The organism is Streptomyces sp. NBRC 109706, from assembly GCF_000974485.1.
In the GTDB taxonomy this organism is placed as follows: domain Bacteria; phylum Actinomycetota; class Actinomycetes; order Streptomycetales; family Streptomycetaceae; genus Streptomyces.
This window is the reverse complement of sequence record NZ_BBOM01000010.1, coordinates 100,100-120,863: the sequence shown is the minus strand read 5'-3', so window position 1 is coordinate 120,863 and position 20,764 is coordinate 100,100. Positions and strand designations below refer to the sequence as shown.

At 72.2% G+C, this 20,764-nt stretch carries 17 protein-coding genes; 12 read left to right on the top strand and 5 right to left on the bottom strand.

The window, feature by feature from the left end; all coding sequences use genetic code 11:
• Positions 1–12: 12 nt before the first annotated feature.
• From AOM46_RS22790 to AOM46_RS22775, 4 genes are read left to right on the top strand one after another with little or no spacing between them, the layout of a single operon-like run.
• A complete protein-coding gene (locus AOM46_RS22790; RefSeq protein ID WP_062215144.1) occupies positions 13–1,437 on the top strand; it encodes an MATE family efflux transporter in 1,425 nt (474 codons plus the stop codon).
• Between the two features lie 32 nt (positions 1,438–1,469).
• Entirely contained in the window at positions 1,470–4,346 is a 2,877-nt protein-coding gene (locus AOM46_RS22785) for a CHAT domain-containing protein (protein WP_158920557.1), read from the top strand.
• Positions 4,347–4,375: 29 nt separating this feature from the next.
• Positions 4,376–4,819, top strand: a complete 444-nt coding sequence (locus AOM46_RS22780) for a hypothetical protein (RefSeq protein WP_062214486.1) — start codon at positions 4,376–4,378, stop codon at positions 4,817–4,819.
• 14 nt (positions 4,820–4,833) lie between these two features.
• Positions 4,834–5,685: a hypothetical protein gene (locus AOM46_RS22775; RefSeq protein WP_062214485.1), complete on the top strand. Its 852-nt coding sequence runs from the start codon at positions 4,834–4,836 to the stop codon at positions 5,683–5,685.
• Positions 5,686–5,712: 27 nt separating this feature from the next.
• On the opposite strand, the gene AOM46_RS22770 is transcribed toward AOM46_RS22775, so the two are convergent.
• The 3 genes from AOM46_RS22770 to AOM46_RS22760 are packed head-to-tail and all read right to left on the bottom strand — an operon-like array spanning position 5,713 to position 8,565.
• The gene (locus AOM46_RS22770) at positions 5,713–6,369 is read right to left on the bottom strand and encodes a response regulator transcription factor (RefSeq protein ID WP_062214484.1); all 657 of its coding nucleotides are present in this window, start codon (positions 6,367–6,369) and stop codon (positions 5,713–5,715) included.
• On the bottom strand, positions 6,348–7,445 hold the full coding sequence (locus AOM46_RS22765; protein ID WP_234313924.1) for a hypothetical protein: 1,098 nt from the start codon (positions 7,443–7,445) through the stop codon (positions 6,348–6,350). The genes AOM46_RS22770 and AOM46_RS22765 overlap by 22 nt, the downstream gene beginning before the upstream one ends.
• On the bottom strand, positions 7,438–8,565 hold the full coding sequence (locus AOM46_RS22760; protein WP_234313923.1) for a sensor histidine kinase: 1,128 nt from the start codon (positions 8,563–8,565) through the stop codon (positions 7,438–7,440). The genes AOM46_RS22765 and AOM46_RS22760 overlap by 8 nt, the downstream gene beginning before the upstream one ends.
• A gap of 397 nt (positions 8,566–8,962) precedes the next feature.
• Here AOM46_RS22760 and AOM46_RS22755 point away from each other — a divergent pair, with 397 nt between their 5' ends.
• The 4 genes from AOM46_RS22755 (at position 8,963) to AOM46_RS22740 (ending at position 12,968) form a co-directional block, all read left to right on the top strand.
• Positions 8,963–9,907, top strand: coding sequence for a peptidoglycan-binding protein (locus AOM46_RS22755; protein WP_234313922.1), 945 nt, complete (start codon positions 8,963–8,965; stop codon positions 9,905–9,907).
• Between the two features lie 101 nt (positions 9,908–10,008).
• On the top strand, positions 10,009–10,944 hold the full coding sequence (locus tag AOM46_RS22750) for a peptidoglycan-binding protein (RefSeq protein ID WP_234313921.1): 936 nt from the start codon (positions 10,009–10,011) through the stop codon (positions 10,942–10,944).
• A gap of 685 nt (positions 10,945–11,629) precedes the next feature.
• Complete coding sequence (locus AOM46_RS22745; protein ID WP_234313920.1) at positions 11,630–11,833, top strand: hypothetical protein; 204 nt, start codon at positions 11,630–11,632, stop codon at positions 11,831–11,833.
• Positions 11,826–12,968 carry a PleD family two-component system response regulator gene (locus tag AOM46_RS22740; RefSeq protein ID WP_062214481.1) on the top strand — a complete coding sequence of 381 codons (1,143 nt, stop codon included), beginning with the start codon at positions 11,826–11,828 and terminating at the stop codon, positions 12,966–12,968. Before AOM46_RS22745 ends, AOM46_RS22740 begins: the two co-directional genes overlap by 8 nt.
• 335 nt (positions 12,969–13,303) lie before the next feature.
• Here AOM46_RS22740 and AOM46_RS22735 read toward each other — a convergent pair whose 3' ends face one another.
• Together AOM46_RS22735 and tnpA are read right to left on the bottom strand one after the other, a co-directional pair.
• The gene (locus AOM46_RS22735; protein WP_062214480.1) at positions 13,304–14,554 is read right to left on the bottom strand and encodes a hypothetical protein; all 1,251 of its coding nucleotides are present in this window, start codon (positions 14,552–14,554) and stop codon (positions 13,304–13,306) included.
• An 86-nt stretch (positions 14,555–14,640) separates the two neighbouring features.
• The gene (tnpA, locus tag AOM46_RS22730) at positions 14,641–15,057 is read right to left on the bottom strand and encodes an IS200/IS605 family transposase (protein WP_078857100.1); all 417 of its coding nucleotides are present in this window, start codon (positions 15,055–15,057) and stop codon (positions 14,641–14,643) included.
• Positions 15,058–15,084: 27 nt separating this feature from the next.
• On the opposite strand from tnpA, the gene AOM46_RS22725 reads away from it, so the two are divergent.
• The 4 genes from AOM46_RS22725 (at position 15,085) to AOM46_RS22710 (ending at position 20,605) form a co-directional block, all read left to right on the top strand.
• Complete coding sequence (locus tag AOM46_RS22725; RefSeq protein ID WP_062214478.1) at positions 15,085–16,329, top strand: RNA-guided endonuclease TnpB family protein; 1,245 nt, start codon at positions 15,085–15,087, stop codon at positions 16,327–16,329.
• A gap of 64 nt (positions 16,330–16,393) precedes the next feature.
• The gene (locus AOM46_RS22720; protein WP_062214477.1) at positions 16,394–17,188 is read left to right on the top strand and encodes a glycosyltransferase family A protein; all 795 of its coding nucleotides are present in this window, start codon (positions 16,394–16,396) and stop codon (positions 17,186–17,188) included.
• A gap of 292 nt (positions 17,189–17,480) precedes the next feature.
• Positions 17,481–18,545 carry a LacI family DNA-binding transcriptional regulator gene (locus AOM46_RS22715; protein ID WP_062214476.1) on the top strand — a complete coding sequence of 355 codons (1,065 nt, stop codon included), beginning with the start codon at positions 17,481–17,483 and terminating at the stop codon, positions 18,543–18,545.
• A 110-nt stretch (positions 18,546–18,655) separates the two neighbouring features.
• Positions 18,656–20,605: a glycoside hydrolase family 127 protein gene (locus AOM46_RS22710; protein ID WP_062214475.1), complete on the top strand. Its 1,950-nt coding sequence runs from the start codon at positions 18,656–18,658 to the stop codon at positions 20,603–20,605.
• Positions 20,606–20,764: the final 159 nt, after the last annotated feature.

Below are 20,764 nucleotides of genomic sequence, written 5' to 3'. Positions count from 1 at the left end.
GGCGTGGACGACATGGGGGAGGAGCGCGCCACCCGGCGCGACCACACGGCGGCGCTCGGCACCCGGCCGATCGGACGGCTGCTGTGGAGCACCAGCGCCCACACCACCATGTCGGTCGCCACCTACGGCATCTACGCCCTGACCAACGCCTGGTTCGTCGCCCGGGGCGTCGGGCCCGAGGCGCTGGTGGCGGTGAACATCGTGGCGCCCGTCCTGCTGCTGCTCGGCGCGGTCTCCACCACGGTCGGCGTCGGCGGCGCGTCGATCGTCTCGCGGAGCCTGGGCCGTGGGGATCCCCGCGGGGCCGCCCGGGCGGCCGGCAACACGTTCCTCGTCTACTGGACGGCCGCCGTCGTCATCACCGTCCTCGGCCTGCTGCTGCTCGATCCGCTGCTCACCCTGCTGGGCGCCAGGGCGGAGATCCGCGAACACGCCCACGACTACGCGCTGATCGTGCTGGCCGGTTCGATCACCGCGACCGGATTCTCCAGCCTGGTACGGGCCGAGGGGCGGCTGCGGTTCTCCACCCTGCTGTGGGTCCTTCCGGTGCTCTGCCAGATCGTGCTCGATCCGCTGCTGATCTTCGGCCTCGGCTGGGGCGTGCGCGGCGCCGCCTTCGGCACCATCGGCGGCCAGGCCGTCTCCATGGGGCTGAGCCTGTGGTTCTTCTTCCTCCAGCGCGACCGCCCCTACCGGATCACCCTCGCCGACCTGCGCCCGCACGGCCCGACCCTGCGGGAGCTGGTGGCCGTCGGCACCCCCTCGTTCCTCGCCGGATTCGGTGCCACCCTCGTCATGTTCATCGCCAACAACCGGCTGGCCGCGCTCGGCGATCCGGTGGCCCCCACCGCGTACGCCACTTCCGTCCGCGTCACCACCTTCGTCCTCATGCCCCAGACCGGCATCGCCCAGGGCATGCAGCCGCTCATCGGCTACAACACCGGCCGCGGCCTGACCGCCAGGGCCGAACGCACCCGGGTCCTCGCGCTCCGGGCCACCGTGCTCTACGGAACGGCCGCCGCACTCGTCCTGCTGCTCGTCGCCGATCCCCTGGCCGCCGCCTTCACCGACGACCGGGACGCGGCGGAGCGGACCGCGGGGGTGCTGCGGCTGATCGCCCTCGGCTACCCCTTCGCCGGGGTGACGGCCCTGATCGCCACCTACTTCCAGGCACGCGGCCGGGCCCGCCCCTCGTTTGTGATCTCCGTGGGATCGATCCTGGCCGTCCATATCCCACTTCTGCTCGTCCTCAGCCTCTTCGGCACACCCTGGCTGTGGATCAGCTTCCCCCTCGCCGCACTGCTGTCGGCGGCGGGCGCCCTGGCCATCCTCCGCCGGCCGCTGCCAGAGCCGGACGCCACCGGTCCCGGGCCCGCCGTCGTTCGCCAACCGGCCGCACCGCGCCGTCAGTCGATCCGGCGCCGCCCGAGGGTGTGACGTCCGCCCGGTGTCGTGGCCATACTGCCGTGATGGTGTGGTTACGTGGCCTCGCGGTCGCCGGGGGGACAGGTCTGCTGGGGTGGGGCTGGTGGCTCGACCGGCGGCCCGCCGTTCGTCTCGAGCTGTACCGGGACCCGGACAGCGGCGCGCTCAGCACCGCGACGCGATCGGGCGGCGCCCTACCGGCCCACTCGCTCGCCGTGATCGGTCTGCTGCTGCTGATCGCCGTCCTCCTCAACCGGCGCGGCGCCGACATCCGCCGGGTGCTGGCGGGCTGGCGAAAGCGTCCCGTCGCCGTCCTCGCCTCGCTGTCCTCGGCCGCCTTGATGCCCACCACCGCGCTGGTCGTCATCCTGCTGTACGACCTGAAACGGCGGGTGCCGCCGGGCAGCCACCTCCGCCACCTGGTGTGGGCCGACCCGCCGTTCGCCTGGTTCCTCGCGACCCTCCTGCTGGTGATCAGCGCCTTCTGCGCCGTCATCGGCCCCTGGCAGGTGGATCACCTCATCCGACTGCGGGAGAACGAACGCCGGTTGCGGCAGGCGCGGGAGCGGGGCGACTGGCACGTTCCGGCGCAGCTGGTCATGGAGCTGGGCGAGCGCGTCACCGAGCGGCCCTACCGCAAGAAGATCCTGGTCAACCTGCTTCTGCGCTACCACAGCGAACTGCCCAACGCCGAACCGGCGGAGCGGGCGCTGCACGCCCTGGCCCGGGTTCCCGGCCTGGTGAACCGGCCCGGCTGGCTGTTCCGGATCGGGCCCTCGTCGGCCGAGTACGGGGCCCGCTACCTGCTCGCCGACGCGTTCATCACCAGGTTCGCCCACAGCAGCGCCCGGCCGCATCTGGAGCTGGCCATCGGAATCCTGGAAGGGATCCATCGCCGCCCGCCGATCCTCGTCGGCCGCCGGCTCCGCCCCTGGGTCGCGCTGACGCTTGCGCACGCCCTCGCCGTGCGCCATCGGCACGAGATGACGGCCGACGGCCACGACCTCGACCGGGCGTTCCAACTGGCCGACGGCGCCGCCGCCCTGCTCCCCCCGGACGAGCGCGAGGCGACCGTCCAGTTCCTCGGCCGGCTGCTGCTCGACCGGCACGAGGAGAACGACGACCGGGCCGCCCTCGACCGGGCCGTCGCCCTGCTGGGACCGGTGCGCCCCACGCCCGAGCTGGTGTTCGCGCTGGTCATCCGGTACCAGGTGGCGGGCAGCCAGGACGATCTGACGCGGGCCGTCGCCACCGCCCTGGCCCAGGAGGCGGTGACCGACGAGGCGGCCGCCGACGATATCGCGTCCGAGACCGCGCTCGGCGCCCTGCTGCTCGCCCTGGTGCAGCGGCCGAACTGGTGGCACGGGCCCGGGAGCGACCTGGTGACCGATGCGCTGGCACGGTTGGACGCCCTGCCCCGACTGTCCCCCGGGACAATCCAGTTCATCGCGATCGTCAAGGGCCTGTCGGCCTTTCAACGCGGCGACCACGAGGCCGGGACGCGTCACTACGAGCACGCGCTGACCCAGCTGGCCGTCGCGGCGTCCCTCGGACTGAGCAGGGCGGACCGCCAGCGACAGCTCAGCGGAATGATCACCGGCCCCGACGAGTTCGCCGGAACCCTCCTGGCCCTGGGACAGGTCGAGCGCTCGGTGGAACTGCTGGAGCTGGGCCGGACCGTCATCTGGTCCGGGACCCGCACCCTGCGCCGCTTCGTCCCGTCGCCCGACACCGAGGCGCGCCTGGCGGAGATCCGCGCCGCGCTGGACCGGCCCGGCTACGCGAACCCGGAACCGGACGATCCCCTCGCGGCGCACCAAGCCGCCGCCAGGCGCGCCGAGTTGAACGCCGAATGGGAGGCGCTGACGGCCGCGCACGGCGCGCGCCACCGCATGAGGTACGCCGAAATCCGGCGGGCAGCCTCGGGCGGGCCGGTCGTCGTCATCAACGTCGGCGAGGCCCGCTGCGACGCGATCATCGTGCTCGCCGAAGGGGATCCGGTGCATGTGGTGCTCCCCGACGTGGACTCGGCCACGGTCGCCACCTGGACCGGCGGGCTGCTGGCCCCCACCACGCGCCGCATCAACGCCCGCTCCATCGCCCGCGAGCTGTGGGACACCGTCGCGGCCCCCGTGCTGGCCGCCGTCGAGCCGCACCTCGGACCCGACCGCCGGATCTGGTGGTGCCCGACCGGGCCGCTGGCGGCCGTTCCCCTGCACCTGGCCGGCCACCACGACCGGACGGACGGGCCCGCGTTGATCGATCACGTCGTCTCCTCCTACACCCCCAGCCTCTGGGCGCTGCTCGACGCCAGACGGGCCCAGGCCCAGGCCCCGGCCGCCCCGCACCCCGCCGCCCCGTCTCCCGCCGCGATGCTGATCGCCTCGCTGCGCGACACCCCCGGCCAACCGGCGCTGCCACACGCCGAGGAGGAGGCCCTACGGGTCGCCGGCCGGTGCCCGGCGGCCCGCCGGCTGACCGGCCAGGAGGCGACCGTGCGGGAGATCCGGGCCGCGCTGCCGACCCACCCGTGGGTACATATCGCCTGCCACGGCGACCAGGGCGGGCTGGTCCTGCACGACGGCCGCCTCGGCCTGGACGAACTGGCGGACATGAACCTGACGGGGGAGCGGCTGGCGTTCCTCTCCGCCTGTGTCACGGCCCTCCCTGACCCCAGGACCGTGGACGAGGTGCTGCACCCGGCCGCCGCGTTCCATATCAGCGGCTTCCCCCAGGTGATCGGGACGCTGTGGGACATCGTCAGCTCGGACGGGCCGACCCTGGCCGACGACTTCTACCGACTGCTCCTGACCGAGGGCCGCACCCCCGCCGAGGCCCTTCACCAGGCGCAACGCCGGCTGCGCGCGGCGGCCCCCGGAGATCCCGCGCGCTGGGCGCCGTTTGTGCATATCGGGCCCTGAACTCCCCTACGTTCGGGCACACTTGACGCATGTCCCCGCTCTTCCCGCGACGTCGACGCCGACGCCGTGCCGAACCGGCCGCGCCACCGCCGCGGCCCGGTGCCGGCCCCGGCGCCCCGCCGAAGGATCCGGCGCCGGCCCTCGCCTGGTTCTGCGAGCGCCTGCCGCAGCTGCGCGCCCAGGCGGATCTGCACGGCTGGCGCAGGGAGTTGGAGGCTCAGGTGACGGCCGTCCGGGAGGGCCGCCCCGTCGCCGAGGCGCTGGACGCGCTGCTCCTATCCGACCAGGGCACGCTGCGGCACGCCGACGAGGTGCCGCTGCGGGACGTATGGGACAGGGCGCCGATCGGGCAACGTTTCCACTGCCCGCGCTCGACCTGCCCGCCGCGCGCGCGTGCCGAGGACGCCGGCGAGCCCTGGTGCCATCTGGACGACCGGCCGCTGCGGGCGACCACCCACCGGCTCGACACCTAGGCGGGCGAAACGGCGTGGACGGTTTTCTCAACGGCCTCGGCACCAAGTTCGCCGAGCGCTGGGTGGTCCTGCTGGCGCTGCCCGGCGTGGTGTTCGCCCTGACGCTGGCGCTGTCCTGGTGGCTGCACCCGGTCGGCGCCGCCCACGCCCTGGACCCGACCGTGCTCGGCGACCGTCTTGAGCGGACCCCGCCCCGCTGGTTGACGGACACCGCGCACCGGCTGGTGCTGGCCGCGCTGGTGGTCCTCGGCGCCGTGGCCTCGGCCGCGGCGGCCACCGAACTCGGCCGTGCCATCGCCCGGTTGTGGCTGGGACAGGGCCGGCTGAGCCGGGCGCTGCTGGCCCCGCTCCGCCGCCGACGCGTCCGCCGCGCCGAACGCGAGGCGCCGCCCGGCCACCGCGTTCCCACCCCGTATCTGCCCGAACGGGCCACCCTGATCGGAGACCGTCTGCTGCTCGCCGAGCGGCGGGTGGCGGCCCAGTACGGCGTCCGGCTGGTCCGGGCCTGGCCCCGGCTGTGGCAGCTGTGCGACGACAGCGAGCGCGCCCCCCTCCAGGCCGCCTGGGACCGCTACACGGCGGCGGCGGTGCGCGCCGCGTGGGCCCTCGGCTATCTGGCGCTCGGCATCCTGTGGTGGCCGGCCGCGGTGGCTGGCGGCGCGCTGTACCTGTCGGCGTGGGCCGCCGCCCGCCGCGCGGCGGCCGAACTCGGCGTCCTCGTCGAGGCGTTGACGGACACCAAGCTCCTGTCCCTCGCCGAGGCCCTGGGCGTCACCCCGGCCCACGGCCGGTTCACCACAGCCGAAGGCCACGCCGTCGAGGCCATCCTGGACAAGGGGACCTTCCTCCCCGCCCCACCGCCCTGAGCGCCGGGCGGCGGATCCCGGCCCGCGTCACAGGTCGTCCAGGCGGACCAGACCGTCCTGGATCGCCCGGGCCAGCAGGGCCGCCTTGGTGGGGGCGGCCCTGCCGTTCATCGCGTACTTGATCCGGATGCGTTCGAGATGGGTGTTCACCGTGCGCGGCGAGATGCCCAGGCGTTGGCCCACGAGGTCCTTGGACTCGGACTGGAACCACTCGACCAGCACCTCGGCCTCGCGCGCCGACAGCGTCGGACGGTTGGCGGACCGGTCACCGGCCAGCGCCCCCGCCAGCGCGGGCGGGGTGTACGCGCGGCCGGCCGCCGCCGTGGCCGTGGCCTCGACCAGGTGCTCCGCGCCCTCGGCCTTCGTCAGATAGCTCAGCGCTCCCAACTCCAGGCAGCGCAGGGCGATATCGTCGTCCGCGCGCATCGAGTAGACGACGACCCGGCGGCCCGCCTCGGCCAGCCTGCGCAGCTCGCCCATGGCGGGGGTCGGCCCGCCCAGGTGCAGGTCGAGGATGACCACATCGGCGGTGGCCCCGTCGCCCGACCACGCGACCCGGACATCGTCGCCCGAGGCGGCGACCCGGATCGGCGGGCTCCCGGCGGACAGCCACTGGGCGACCCCGGCGCGCACGGCGGGGTGGTCGTCGACGATGACCGCGGTCACCGGTGTTGCCTGCGCCATCGGGCCTCCATCCGCAGCTGTTCACCGTAGACGCCGTACTCGACCTCCACCTGCCAGGAGGACGCGGTGCCCACGTCGGCGCTGCCGTCGGCCACCACCGCGATGCGTACCTCGTCGCCGGTGCGCAGCACGCTCACCCTGGCACGGTCGTCCGCCGCCGACAATGCCGCGACCACCGGGCCGGTCAGCTCCCGCCGCACCTGAGGGGGGAGTGGCACGGCCGCGCCGCTCACCGCGAACGACACGTCGACGCCCCGACGTTCGGCCGCGTCCAAGCAGGCCGTGACCTCGTGGACCAACGGGTCCGGCACCTCGTCGTTCTCGGCGAACAGGCGACGCAACTGGGTCGCGGCCAGGGCACACCGCCGCTGGGTCCCGCTGTCGCGCGGATCGAGTTCGCCGTCGGCCAGTCCGGCCAGCAGGGGGAGCGTCAAACCCAACTGCCCCGCGAAGACGCCGCGTTGGTCCCGTTCCCACTGCCGCGCGATCAGCACCCTGAGCACCAGCCGGTCCCGTTCCTCGGCCGCCGCCCTCGCCTCCAGGGACCGCCGGTGCAGCATCCGGGTGATCAGGATGACCGCGAGTTGGACGTTGAGCGCCCCGAACGCGGCGGCTCCGGCGGCACCCAACGCGGCGCGGTCCGGCGCGCCGGCCCACAGGAACAGCCCCATGCTCGTCACCAGATGTGCGGCCAGCACCGTGACCAGCACCCGGACCCGGTCCAGAAGCAGCAACAGCAGATGCCACCCCACCAGGCCCAACGACCAGTCCGGCGCCTGGAACCGCTGGTCGGGCTCGACCGCGACCATGGCGCAGAACGACGCCACGAGCACGACCGCCGTGCCCCCCACCGCGACGGCCGCGGGCAACGGCCTGCGCCGCAGCACCCACCCGCAGCAGACGGCGGTGACACAGGCCAGGGCGACGAAGGCGGCCACGGCCAGGCCCCGGTCGCGGTACTCCCGGGTGAGCAGGGGGTGCAGGGACAGACCGAACTGCAGGACCCCGGTGGCACAGACCAGAATGATCCGCATCGTCGCGTAGACATGGTCGCTCGCCGCGCTCCGCCTACTCACCGGGCCACACCATCCGCACCGTCGCCCCCGCGCCGGGACACGAGGTGACCGTGGCACCGCCGCCGGCGGCCGCCATCCGCTCGACCACCGAGCCCCGAATGCCACGCCGGACGCGCGCCACCTCCTCCGGGTGGAACCCCGCACCGCTGTCGGCCACCACCACGACGACCCGGTCGCCCTCGCGGCGCACCTCCAGGGCGGCACGGTCGACCCCGGCGTGCCGCTCGACGTTCACCAGCGCCTCGCGAGCCGCCCGCACGAAGGCGAGCGCCACCGAGGCCGGTACCCGTGGGGCGCCGTCCGCCCTGACCTCGACGGCAAGTCCGGCGCGGGCGGCGACGGTACGCAGCGAGGCCGTCAGGTCCACCGGGCTGTCCTGCGCGGTGGCTCCTCCGGCGGCGCCGGTGAGCACCGCGAGATCGCGCCGCGCGTACGCGGCGACCTGATCCGGGGCCAGGTCCTTCCCCTGCACGGTCACCAGGAGAAAGGTCGAGGCCGCCGTGTCGTGCAGCAGGGCCAGGTACTCCCGTTCCTGCCGGTGCCGCGCCAACGACACCGCCTCCGCGCGGGTCAGCGCGGAACGGCGTTCCCGCAACCGGTCCACGCGCGCGCCGGACCGGCGCAGCAGAACGAACCCCAGGCGCGCCAGCAGACATTCGAAGAACAGGCGCGGCACCAGGGTGCCCACGGCCCCGGCCCCGACCACCGCCAGGTCGACCGCGAGCATCCCGACCGTGACCGGAACGGCGACCGCGGGCGACCACTCCCACTGGAGCGTGATCGCCGTGGTGGTCAGCATGTTCAGCGCCCACAGGTTCGCCGGCCCGCCGGTCCACTCCTGCGTCACGCAGACCGCCACGACCCGCACGACGGCGAACGCCAGCGACAGCGCCGCGCCGCGTCCGGTGAACCCCGCCCAGCAGTCCACCGCGCTCCCCACGAGCACAAGACCGAGCAGCGCGAAGCCCAGCGGCAGAGCCTCGTTCGGCACCGCGAGAAGGCCGAAGAGACTGATGACGACCAGCGCGATCCCGCGCACGGGAGGAACCCACCGACGCGCGGACGCCAGGAACGACGCCTCGACGCCACTCCCCGAAGAACCCGGAGCCGGACGGCTCATCGAGCCGGTCCCTCCGCCGTGCCACCGCCGCCACCCGCCGGGCGCGCGCGGGGGAGCGACGGGCAGAGCCCCCTGCCGCCGGTGCGAAGCCGCGGCGTGACGGCCCCCAGCATCGGTTCACCGTCCCCTAGGTCGGGCCGGCCGCTGCACCCGCCGACCCCGTACTCCGACGAGCCGGGACTATACCGGAGCCGTATGAACGGCTTCACGCGCCGAGACGCCGAGACGCCGAGACGCCGAAGTACCCGCCCACGGTGGGGTGGAGGCGGGAAAAATGACATGTCCCGGCCCATCAGGTCGGTCGAACACCCGATGCCCGGCGGGCCGTCCGTTGCTACGTTCGGCGTGCGCCTTTTCTCGACACTTTCTCGACTGTTCCTCGACGCTGGGAGTCGGCTTGATACCGGTAACAAGATTCAGCCGTGCGTGGATCGCGGTCGCCACGGTGTGCGTGGCCGCGCTGCTCTCGTTCGGTCTCACGCCACCGGCGGTGGCCGCCCCGAGCTGGCCGGTCATCAGCAACGGGTCGTCGGGCCCCGATGTCGCCAGCGCGCAGTTCCTGCTGCGCAGCCACGGTCACGACATCGCCGCCGACGGCCAGTTCGGGCCCGCGACCGAGGGCGCCACCCGCTCCTTCCAGCAGTCCAGGGGCTACGGCGTGGACGGGATCATCGGGGCGGAGACCTGGCCGGGGTTGATCGTGACCGTTCGGCAGGGGGACAGCGGTGACGCGGTGGCGGCGGCGCAGACCGCGTTGAACAAGCACGGTTACGGGCTCGCGGTGGACGGTCAGTTCGGCCCGGCCACCGCCTCGGCGGCCACCGCGTTCCAGAGCGCCAAGGGGCTGGCCGTCGACGGCATCATCGGCCCCCAGACCTGGCAGAACCTCCTCGGCCAGGGCGGAGGCGGTGGCGGCTCCTACTCGCTGCCCATCCCGCGCGGCACCCTGTCCCGCGGCTACTACAACGCCCCGCACCACACCTACCCGGCCCTCGACCTGCCGGTGGGCACCGGGACCCCGGTCTACGCGGTGCACTCCGGCGTGGCGACCCGGGTCAGCAACGACCGGTGCGGTCTCGGCTACTCGCTCGCCGGTGACGACGGCGCGACCTACTTCTACTGCCACCTGTCCGCGTACGGAGTCGGTTCCGGCGCCCGCGTCAACGCCGGCGCCCACCTGGGTTCGTCGGGCAACACCGGCAACTCCACCGGCCCGCACCTGCACCTGGAGGTCATCGCCGGGGGCGCGCAGCGCTGCCCGCAGCCCGCGATGCTCGCCATCTACGACGGCGTCAGCCCGCCCTCGCCCGGCAGCCTGCCGACCAGCGGCTGCGTCGGATAAGCGCACCCCGGGGCCCGGCCGGCGGGGTACGACAACCCGCCCGCCGGGCCCCGGCGTTCGCCCGCTCACCAGTCCCAGCGCACTCACCACGGGAGTCCGGGTTGCACACGAGAACTCTGTCCGCGAAACCAGCGACCTACCGCGCGTGGATCGCGCTCACCGCGCTCTGCGCGGCCCTGGTGGTCTCCCTCGGCCTCGCGCCGTCGGCCTCCGCCGCACCGGCCTGGCCGGTGCTCGCCAACGGAACCACCGGGGCCAACGTCACCACCGCCCAGTACCTGCTGCGCGGCCACGGCTACGACATCTCGGTCGACAGCGACTTCGGCCCCGCGACCGAGAACACGGTGATCGCCTTCCAGCAGTCCAGGGGTTACGCCGTGGACGGGATCATCGGGGCGGAGACCTGGCCCGGGTTGATCGTGACCGTTCGGCAGGGGGACAGCGGTGACGCGGTGGCGGCGGCGCAGACCGCGTTGAACAAGCACGGTTACGGGCTCGCGGTGGACGGTCAGTTCGGCCCGGCCACCGCCTCGGCGGCCACCGCGTTCCAGAGCGCCAAGGGGCTGGCCGTCGACGGCATCATCGGCCCCCAGACCTGGCAGACCCTCCTCGGCACCGGCGGGGGAGACGACGGCGGCGGCTGCAGGGTCCCGGCCGAGCCCGACCCCGAGGTGCTGAGGGTCGTCTACCTGACCGGCGTCGGACTCGGCGTCAGCGACAAGGTGATGCTCGCCGGGTTCGAGGCCGGCGTGGTCGAGTCGAACATGAACAACCTCGACTGCGGCGACCGGGACTCGCTCGGGGTCTTCCAGCAACGCCCGTCGCAGGGCTGGGGAACACCGGAACAGATCATGAACGTGTCCTACGCGTCCAACTCCTTCTTCACCCGCGCCATCACGGTGGCGGCGAACAACCCGAACCTGACCGCCGGGCAGGTGGCCCAGGCCGTACAGATCTCGGCCTACCCGGACCGCTACGACGCGGTGGAGACCACCGCCCGCCAACTGATCGACCGCGCGAGAGAACTGGCCGGCTAGCCCCCCGGCCTCGGGCCGCTGTTCGGGCCGCCGGCCCGCACAGCGGCCCTGCCCCGCGTGCGCACCTCTGCCGAGCGGACGATCCCCGACGTGCGCGACGTCCGCATCGCCTGCCGGCGGCGCGCGGCATGGTGGGACGAGAGGTTTTCCGGCATCAACCTCCACCAGGGATGCGCATGGTCAGACCGGACCCACGATGGGAACCCGGCGGGGTTCGGGAGAACCAGATCGTGGAGTGTGTGGTCACCGCACACCGTGACCACCATGGAGTCGATGTCGAGGTGGTCTCTCCGCCCGTCGGGACGCCCGCCTTCATCGACTCCGTCCTCCTCGCGGAGGCCGGCACCGAGGTCACCCCCAGGACTTCCCCCCGGTGGGCGAACGGCTCAGGGCCGTCGCCCTCAACCTCATGCCCTGGGGGGAACTGCGCCTCTCCGCCCGTCCCTCCTCCATCGACCGCGCGGCGGCGCCGGAAGACTGACCCCTCCACGGGCGGTCAGCCGGTCCTGTTGCCAGCTCGTACGGCAACAGCGCACGCCCGGTGGTCTGGTCTGCGACGATCCGTGTCGGCGGCGCGCAACGGTGGGGCAACTCCGCGCAACGGGGCCCGGGGTGGTGGGCGAGGGCGAGATCCTGGGCGGGTGGCCGGCACGGTGTCGGCTCGACGTCCCGGGAGGCGCCCGCCGTGAACGGCCCGCTGATGACGCTGCGTACCGCGGTCATCCTCACCCTTGGCGGTATCACCGCCGCGAGCACCGCCGTGCTCACGCTCCTCGCCGGCGGCACCACCGCCGGAGCCTTACTGGCCGCCGGTGGCGCGTTCGGCGCGACCGTGCCGGCGCTGCACCGGCTGATCGCCGCCGACGCCGGGGAGATCGATCGTGCCTGACCTCCGCCCCCTGGCCGCCGATCTGTCGCCTCAGTGCCATGCCCTGGCCGAGGCCCTGCGGGGCCTGTTCACCGGTCTCGGCATCTCGGTACGGCGCTACGCCGCACGGCGCCGTCGGGATCCAGGGGCCCTGTCCCGCTACCTCAACGGCACCCGTATCCCACCGTGGGAAGTCGTCATGGACCTCTTCACCGACCTGGCCGAGCACCACGGCCGGCCCACCACGCCCGCGACCATCGAGCACATACGACGCCTCCACCGCGACGCCGTCCAGGCCGGCAGCTCGCCACGGCACGCCGCCGAGGTGCTCGCCCAACAACTCGCCGACGCCGACCGCACCTCCCGCCGCTCCTTCGCCCACGGGGAGGTCCTGGAGGAAGCGCTCCTGGACCGTGGCCACCGGATCGCCGACCTGGAGGTCAGGCTCAACCAGTTCGAGTCCGAATGGGCCGCCGAACGGGCCCGCGCCGACCGACTGGAGACGGAGCGGGGCGACGCCCATGTGCTGCGCCAGGAACGCGACCGGCTGGAGTCGGAGGTCACCCAGCTCAAGCACGAACTGACGGACGCCCAACGCCGCCGCGAGGAGGCCGAGGCACGCTGCGCCCTGCTGGAGCGGCAGATGGAACTGGTGGAACAGCAGAGCGCCGCCGACCCGGAGCACTCGCTGCCGCCCTCGCCGGCAGCCCGAGGAAGGCGGGAGCGGCTACCCAAGATCCTGATCGTGGACGACCAACGGCCGAACATCCTGACCCTGACCGCGGCACTGGCCAACCTCGGCCAGAAGCTGGTGATCGCCTACTCCGGCCGGGACACCCTCAAGGCGCTACTCACCCACGACGACTTCGCCGTGATCATCATGGACGTCCAGATGCCGGAGATGGACGGCTACGAGACCGCCGCACACATCAAACGCCGCACCCGAACCCGCGACATCCCCATCATCTTCCTCACCGCGATGGGCATCGACGCCGAACACAGCGCCCGCGGCTACGCGGCGGGAGCCGTGGACTACATCAGCAAACCCTTCGACCCCTGGGCCCTACGCGCCAAGGTCTCCGTCTTCACCGACCTCTTCCTCGAACGACAACGCACCCGCCCATCCGACACCGACCCCGCCTACAGGGCCCGTTGAGCGGACCAGCCTCACCGCGACGCCACCACTCATGGAAACCCGTCTCGGCCGTGAGCGATTGCTCTCCGTCTCACCTTTGGACGAGCTGCCGGAACCGTGGGCAGCCGACGGCGTGCCACGTCAGGTGCTCGGTGGGTGATGTCCTGTCCGCTGACGATCCGAGGCGTACGCAGATCCAGCGGTCCGAGGTCCGCACGCTCTCCGGCCGCCGTCTCTTCGGTCGTGACGGCTTACCACCTCAGCTCGTGGTGTCCGTGCGCACCACCACGATCACCGTCCCTGGCGGCTGTTCTCCGAACGTGACGCCGGGGCCGGGGTGGCGGCGCCGTGCCGCGTCAGTCCCGGGCGCCGTCGGGGCCGTTGGGCTCGGGGTCCGGTTGTTGGCGGTAGCGGAGGAGGAGGTGGGTGCCGTAGATGAGGAGGCCGGAGAAGCCGAGCATCACGGTGCCCTGGGCGAGGATGAGCAGGATGCGGTCGCCGAGGGGTAGGTCGCCGCCGTAGGTGAGTTGGATGCTGCTGATGATGAAGGCGATCGCGGTGACGAAGACCGTGATCATGGTGATGAGGTGGTTGGTGGCGGAGTTGAGCCGGGCCTCGACCCGGCGGTAGGCGGCGTGCTGCCGGTCCCACTGCTGGCGGTGCGCGGCTGTCTCGGCGCCCCGTTGCTGGCCTTCGAGGATCAGTTCGCGCTTGGCGAGGTACTGCTCCTGGAGCTGGGCGTGGCTGCCGCGGCTGCCGATGGAGGGGAGCAGGGCGAGCGCGAGGTCGATGGCCTCCAGCGCGGCGTCGTGCTCCTTGTTCAGGTGCAGACCGGTGGCGAGCCGGAAGACGAAGAGATGGTTCTCGGGCCATTCGGCGGCGGCCTCGCGGGCGCGGTCGCGCAGGAGTTGGCCCTGGCCGTCGAACGGCACGGCGGCGGAGAGGGCGTTGAGGCACAGGTCGACCGTGTGCATGGTGCGTTGGGGGGAGTACCAGGCGTGGTCGAGCAGGTCGGCGGCGTGCTCGGTGGTGACGCGGCGGCTGCCGAAGGCGGCGAACGCGCGCAGGGCGGTGAAGACGGGACCGCTGCGGTACGGGCCGGTGGCCAGGGCGAGCATGGACGACTCGACGAAGGAGTGCAGCTCGTCGAAGCGGAAGTTCGCCCGGAGTTTTCCCGCGTGGTAGAGCGCGGCGAAGTAGGCGATGTCGGCCGAGCCGACGATCTCGGCGCAGGCTTCGGCGATCTCGGTCGCGGACTCCTCGCTGTCCCGGGTGATGAAGGCGTAACCCAGCGCCCACTTCTGCTCGATCTCGGCGCGATGGGCCTGCCCGGTGCCGTCGGCGGCGTCCTGGAGGTGCTGGTGGAGCCAGCTGGCACAGTCGGCGGCGGTGCGCACGGAGGGCCGGTTCAGAAAGCGCAGCCGCCAGTAGCGGTCGGCGCAGATGAGGAAGGGGTCGCCGGCGAAGTTCGCCGAGCCGATGCGGAACGGTGGTTCGGTCCCGGAATCGAGCAGGGAACGCGCCACCTCCTCGCATACGCGGTCCAGCTCGCGGGAGTCCTCGGTGGCGACCTGGTTGAGGCGCGCGGTGATCGAATTGCCCTCCATAGCAACGTACTTACCGGGTTCCTTGCAGAAAGCCCCGGCGTTCACGCCGGAGATGAATGCATCTCAAGACTGCTCTGACGTGCACGTTAGAGCGGACGTTTTTGCTGCTCGATGTATTGGCGGACGATCGCCAACGGCGCACCGCCGCACGACGCGGAGAAGTAGGAAGGTGACCACAGGTGCCCGTGCATGATGGCGCGGTTGATCCTGCCGGTGAACTCCTGCCGTATCCGCCGGGCGGAGACGCCCTTGAGGCTGTTGACCAGCTTGGAGACGGCGGCCTTCGGCGGGTAGTGCACCAGGAGGTGGACGTGATCGCGCTCGCCGTTGAACTCCCTCAGCTCCGCCTCGAAGTCCTCGCAGACCTTGCGCATGATCTCTTCGCAGCGCGTCAGCATCTCGTCGTTGAACACCCCGCGCCGATACTTCGTCACAAAGACCAAGTGTACGTGCATCGCCGAAACCACATGTCTGCCACGCCTGTAATCGTTCTGCCCATCCATGAGACCAATCGTAGTAGGATCTTGGCTGTGCAGCTCCGCTACAACTACCGGGTTTACCCGGATGCCTCCCAGCGCCGTGCGCTGGCGAGTGCGTTCGGGTGCGCCCGCGTGGTGTGGAACGACTGCTTGCGTGACCGGAAGGAAGCGCACGCGGCGGGGCTGCCGTACGTGAAGTCGGCCGAGCTGTCCCGGCTGCGCATCACCCAGGCCAAGCGCACCGAGGAACGCACCTGGCTCGCCAACGTGTCGGCGGTCGTCCTGCAACAGTCCCTCCGGGACCTGGACACCGCCTACAAGAACTACTTCGACTCGGTCAAGGGCAAGCGGCAGGGCCGCAAGATGGGGCCGCCCCGGTACAAGTCGAAGAAGGACACCCGGCAGTCGATCCGCCTCAACACCAACGCCTTCTCCCTCCAGGGCGACGGCACGGTGTACGTGGCCAAGGTCGGCAACCTCAAGGTGAAGTGGTCGCGCCGACTTCCGGCAGCCCCGACTTCTCTCACCGTCACCAAGGACAGCTCCGGTCGGTACTTCGTCAGCTTCGTCGTCGACACCGAGCCGGACATCCTCCCCGAGGCGGAGACCGACGCCGGTATCGACCTCGGCCTGTCCGCATTCGCCGTCCTGTCCGACGGCCGGAAGATCAACAGCCCACGCTTCCTGCGCCGGGCCGAGAAGAAGCTCAAGCGCCTTCAGCGGGAGCTGTCCCGCAAGGCCAAGGGATCGAAGAACCGGGCCAGGGCCCGCATCAAGGTCGCACGCCAGCACGCCAAGGTGGCGGACCGGCGCCGGGACTTCCACCACAAGGTATCCACACAGATCATCCGCGACAACCAAGCGGTGTACGTGGAAGACCTCGCGGTGTCCGGCCTCGGCCGCACCCGGCTCGCCAAGTCCGTGCACGACGCGGGATGGTCCGCGTTCGTCGGCATGCTGGAGTACAAGGCGGTCAAGCACGGCCGCACCTTCGCCAAGGTGGACCGGGCCTTCCCGTCCTCTCAGGTCTGCTCGGCCTGCGGATTCCGGGACGGCCCGAAGCCTCTCCACGTCCGTGAGTGGGCGTGCGCTGAGTGCGGCACGGTGCACGACCGCGACCACAACGCAGCCCGCAACGTCCTCTTCGAAGGACGCCGTATCGTCGCCGCCGGACGGGCGGAGACGCTAAACGCCTGTGGAGCGCCGGTAAGACGGGCACACGTGCCCGCACAGCGCGGTGAAGCAGGAAGCCCCCGGAAGGGGCAGACGACCCAGGCCGGAATCCCTGGACTTTAGGCCAGGGAGCACGTCAACATGTCTCGCTGTGCAGGGAGACCGGACCCGCGTAAAATCTCCCGCCATGCGCGTGGATGTCGTCACCGCCGCTCATGCCCCGAACGCCAGGTACCTCGCAGCGGCCTGGTCCTCTCTGCGTGCCCAGACACACCGCGACTGGCGGTGGGTGATCCAGCTCGACGGCACCGACGCCGGCCCGCTCCGGGCCGCACTGCGCGCCTGCGGTGCGGCGAGCGACCCCCGGGTGAGTGTGGGGATCCACAGCACCACCGAGGGCCCGGCCGTCTCCAGGAACCTCGCCCTGGGGCGCTCGACCGCGCCCCTCATACAGAACCTCGACGCCGACGACGAACTCGAACCGTCGGCCCTCTCCGACCTCTCCCACGCGCTGGACGGTCACCACCTGGCCGGGTTCGCCGCCGGCCAGGCACGCGATCTCCTTCCATCGGGCGAACTGCGTGAGCATCAACTACCGCTGTCGGGCGGATGGTTGGCGCGCGGGGTGTTGCTGGAACACTGGTCCACCGAAACCGGCCGCTACCGCCTGCCCATCCACCCGGCCGGGGTGATGTGGCGGCGCGACCTCCTGCTCTCCCTCGGCGGCTGGGCGGCGATGCGGGGCATGGAGGACACCGGCACCCTGATGGCCGCCTCCGCCCGCGCGGGCGGCGTCCTCATCGGCGCACCGACACTGCGCTACCGCAAACACCCGGAGCAGATCTCCGGACGAAAATCGAATTTCGCCGGGGGGGGGGCGCAGATCTCCCTTATTCGCCAGCGCGCGCTACACCTGCTCACCGCGCCGGGATGGCAGCCGTCGTCGCCGCCCTCCCGCTCGGACCAGCGGGGCACCAGCTGAGGCAACCATAGGCGAGTGGATCGTCTTGTCCACGGTCGGCTGATTCAGCAAGATCACGCCCGTTGCCCAACCGGGGGCAGCCGCGCGGCATGTGGTGAACGGGCGTGCAGTCACCGGGATCACGGGTGCCCTGATCGGCCTGACGTTCCTGTTCGGGTTCCGGAACGTGTCGCGGCTGGGCGTGCCGGCGTACGTCGCCCCGTTGGTCGCGTCGGCGGCGGCGGACGGAGCTTGACGTGGGTCGAGGGGTCGGGGGAGACTTTCACGAAAAGGACGGAAAGGGTTTTCCTTGATGCCGGACGGCCAGGGCCATGGCACGGTCACCATCACGGAGGTCGCGGCGCGCGCCGGGGTCGCGATCAGCACCGCGTCCAAGGCGCTCAACGGGCGCGGGCAGCTGCGCGCGGAGACGCGCGAGCGGGTGCTCGCCGCCGCCAACGAACTGGGTTACCAGCCCAACGCGTTGGCGCGCAGTCTGGTGCAACGACGCAGTTTCACGGTCGGGTTGCTCTCCACCGAGAGCGCCGACCGGTTCAATATCCCGCTCCACCTGGGCATCGAGAACGCGCTGGGCGCCGGCCGGGTCTCCGTCTTCCTCTGCGACGGGCGGGCCGATCCGCTGCGCGAGCGGTTCTATCTGGAGTCGCTGCTCGCCCGCCGGGTGGACGGCATCGTGGTGACCGGGGTGCGGACGGACGCCCGGCCTCCGCTGTCCGCCACGCCGCTGCCCGTGCCGGTGGTGTACGCGTACTCGCGCTCCACCGATCCGGGGGATCTCTCGGTGCTGCCGGACGACGAGCAGGGGGCCGGGTTGGCCGCCGAGCATCTGCTGGCCGCCGGGCGGCGGGTGTTCGCGCATATCACCGGGCCGATGGACTTCGCCGCCGTGCGGGACCGACTGGCCGGCTTCCGGGCCGCGCTGGCCGAGGCCGGCCTCGAACTGCCGGACCGGCGCGTCTATTCGGGGCCCTGGCGGGAGGCGTTCGGCCGGGACGCCACGGCCGATCTGCTCGAACGGCACCCCGAGGTGGACGCGGTGTTCTGCGGCAGCGACCAGCTGGCGCGCGGTGTGCTGGACACGCTGCGCGAGGGCGGCCGGCGGGTGCCGCACGACGTCGGCGTGGTGGGCTTCGACAACTGGGGGGTGCTGACCGAGGACGCCCGTCCGCCGCTGACCTCGGTCGACATGAACCTCCAGGAGTTGGGCGAGCTGGCGGCCCGCCGGCTGCTCTCCATGATCGAGGGCCATCGCGAGTCGGGGTTGCTGCGGCAGCCCTGCCGGCTGGTGGTGCGCGACTCGGGCGCCCCGACGCCCTCGCGTGGCCGCGGCGGGGTCGGCCCGCTCCGCCAGGACTGACCCGCCCCCCAAAAAACACCCACCGCATGCGGCCGAACGCGTCCGCGCGTGACCGCATGCGGCATTACCTGACTTCACCTGACTTCATGTGATCGAAAGGACGTTGAGGCATGTCCAGAGCACGAGCCGAGACCCCGTTCGCCGCGCCCGCCGACCCCCGGGGGGCGCCGGGCGCGCTGCGGACGCCCGTTCCGTTGCGGGCCGCCACGCTCACCGGCGGCCCGTTGGCACGGGTGCGCGAGCGCAATCGCGAGGTGACGCTGGAGATCATCCACCAGCGGTGCGAGGAATGCGGCGCGGTGGACAACCTGCGCCGGGCCGGCGGGCTGCTCGACGGTGATCCGGTGGCGGACTTCCAGGGCCAGTACTACGCCGACTCGGACGTCTTCAAATGGCTTGAGGCGGCCTGCTGGCAGCTCGCGGAGTCCCCCGAGGACGAGAAACTGCGCGCCCGGATCGACTCCATGGTGAGCATCCTGGAGGCGGCCCAGCAGGACGACGGCTATCTCAACTCGTACTTCATGAACGAGCGGGCCGCCCGTCGTTGGACCAATATCCGCGACGAGCACGAGATGTACTGCGGCGGCCATCTGGTCCAGGCGGCGGTGGCACATCTGCGGGCCACCGGGGAGCGGCGGCTGGTCGAGGTGGCGATCCGGTTCGTCGACCATGTGTGGACGGTCTTCGGGCCCGGCCGCCGCCCCGGCGCCGACGGGCATCCGGAGTACGAGACGGCGCTGGTCGAGCTGTGGCGGGCGACCGGCGAGGAACGTTTCCTCGTCCAGGCGCGGTGGTTCATCGACCAGCACGGCGCCAGCCCGGCGGCGATCGGCGGCCGCGAGTACCACCTCGACCATGCGCCGCTGCACAAGCAGCGGGAGGTCACCGGCCATGCGGTGCGTGCCCTGTATCTGTACACGGGCGCCACGGATGTGGTCACGGAGACGTCGGGAACGACGGAAGCCACGGGGACGACGGGGACCACGGGGATCGCGCCGTTGGCGGAGGCCGTGGACGCGCTCTGGCGGGACTTCGCCGACCGGAAGCGCTATGTGACGGGCGGCGCGGGCTCCCGGCACGACGGGGAGGCGTTCGGCGAGCGCTGGGAGTTGGGCGACGAACGGGCGTACGCGGAGAGCTGCGCCTCGGTGGCCCATTTCCAGTGGGCGTGGCGGATGTTCCTGCGCACCGGCGCCGGCGAGTACCGGGACGCGATGGACGAGGTACTGCACAACGGGCTGCTCTCCGGGCTCGGCCAGGACGGCGAGGAGTTCTTCTATGTCAACCCGCTGGCGGACAACGGCCGGCACCGGCGGAGCCCGTGGTTCGGCACCGCCTGCTGTCCGCCGAACCTGGCCCGGCTGGTGGCGAGCCTGCCGGCGTACGCGCACGCCGTGGGCGACGACACGCTGTGGACGCTGCTGCTCGCCGAGGGCACGGTGACGGCCGAAGTGGCAGGCGGCACACTGGAGTTGCGGATCGCGACCGCCTATCCGCTGGACGGCGCGGTGGCCGTGGAGGTGGTGCGCGCGCCCGAGGAGGCGTGCGGGATAGCGCTGCCGGCGCCGGCCTGGGCGGGCCCCGTGGCCTGGTCGGTGAACGGGGTCGAGGCGGCGGTCGAGGCGGCGGACGGGTTCACCGTGCTGCGGCGCCGCTGGCGGGCCGGCGAGCGGCTGACCGGCGCCTACGCGATGCCGGTGCGGCCACTCGCCGCGCATCCCCGGGTGCGGGCGACGCACGGGCGGATCGCGCTCACCCGGGGCCCCCTGGTGTTCTGTCTCGAACAGATGGACCACCCGGAGGTCGATATTCGGGACGTCTCGGTCGACGTGGACGCGGAGTGGACCGTCCGTCAGCGCCCCGAGTTGTGGGATGGCACGGTCACCCTGCACGGCCCCGGCTGGGCCCGACCGGCACCGGCCCCCGACGCGCCCCTCTACCGCCAGGCCCGGGCGGAGACCACCGCGCCGCGCCGCGTCGAACTGACCGCGCTTCCCTACCACCTCTGGGCCAACCGCACCCCGGGCCCCATGCAGGTGTGGATCCCGCTCGCCGGCTGACGGGACCACCGCCGCGCCCGGAGCCGGGCCCTCCCGGGCCAATGCAGTTGCTTCTGAGCTGGCTGGTCCGTTGACCTGCTCGTGGAGGGGCGGGGGCGCGGGGTGCCGGCGGTCCCGGAGACGCCGGGCGCGTGGTGGCGTGGTCTGCGCCTCCTGGCG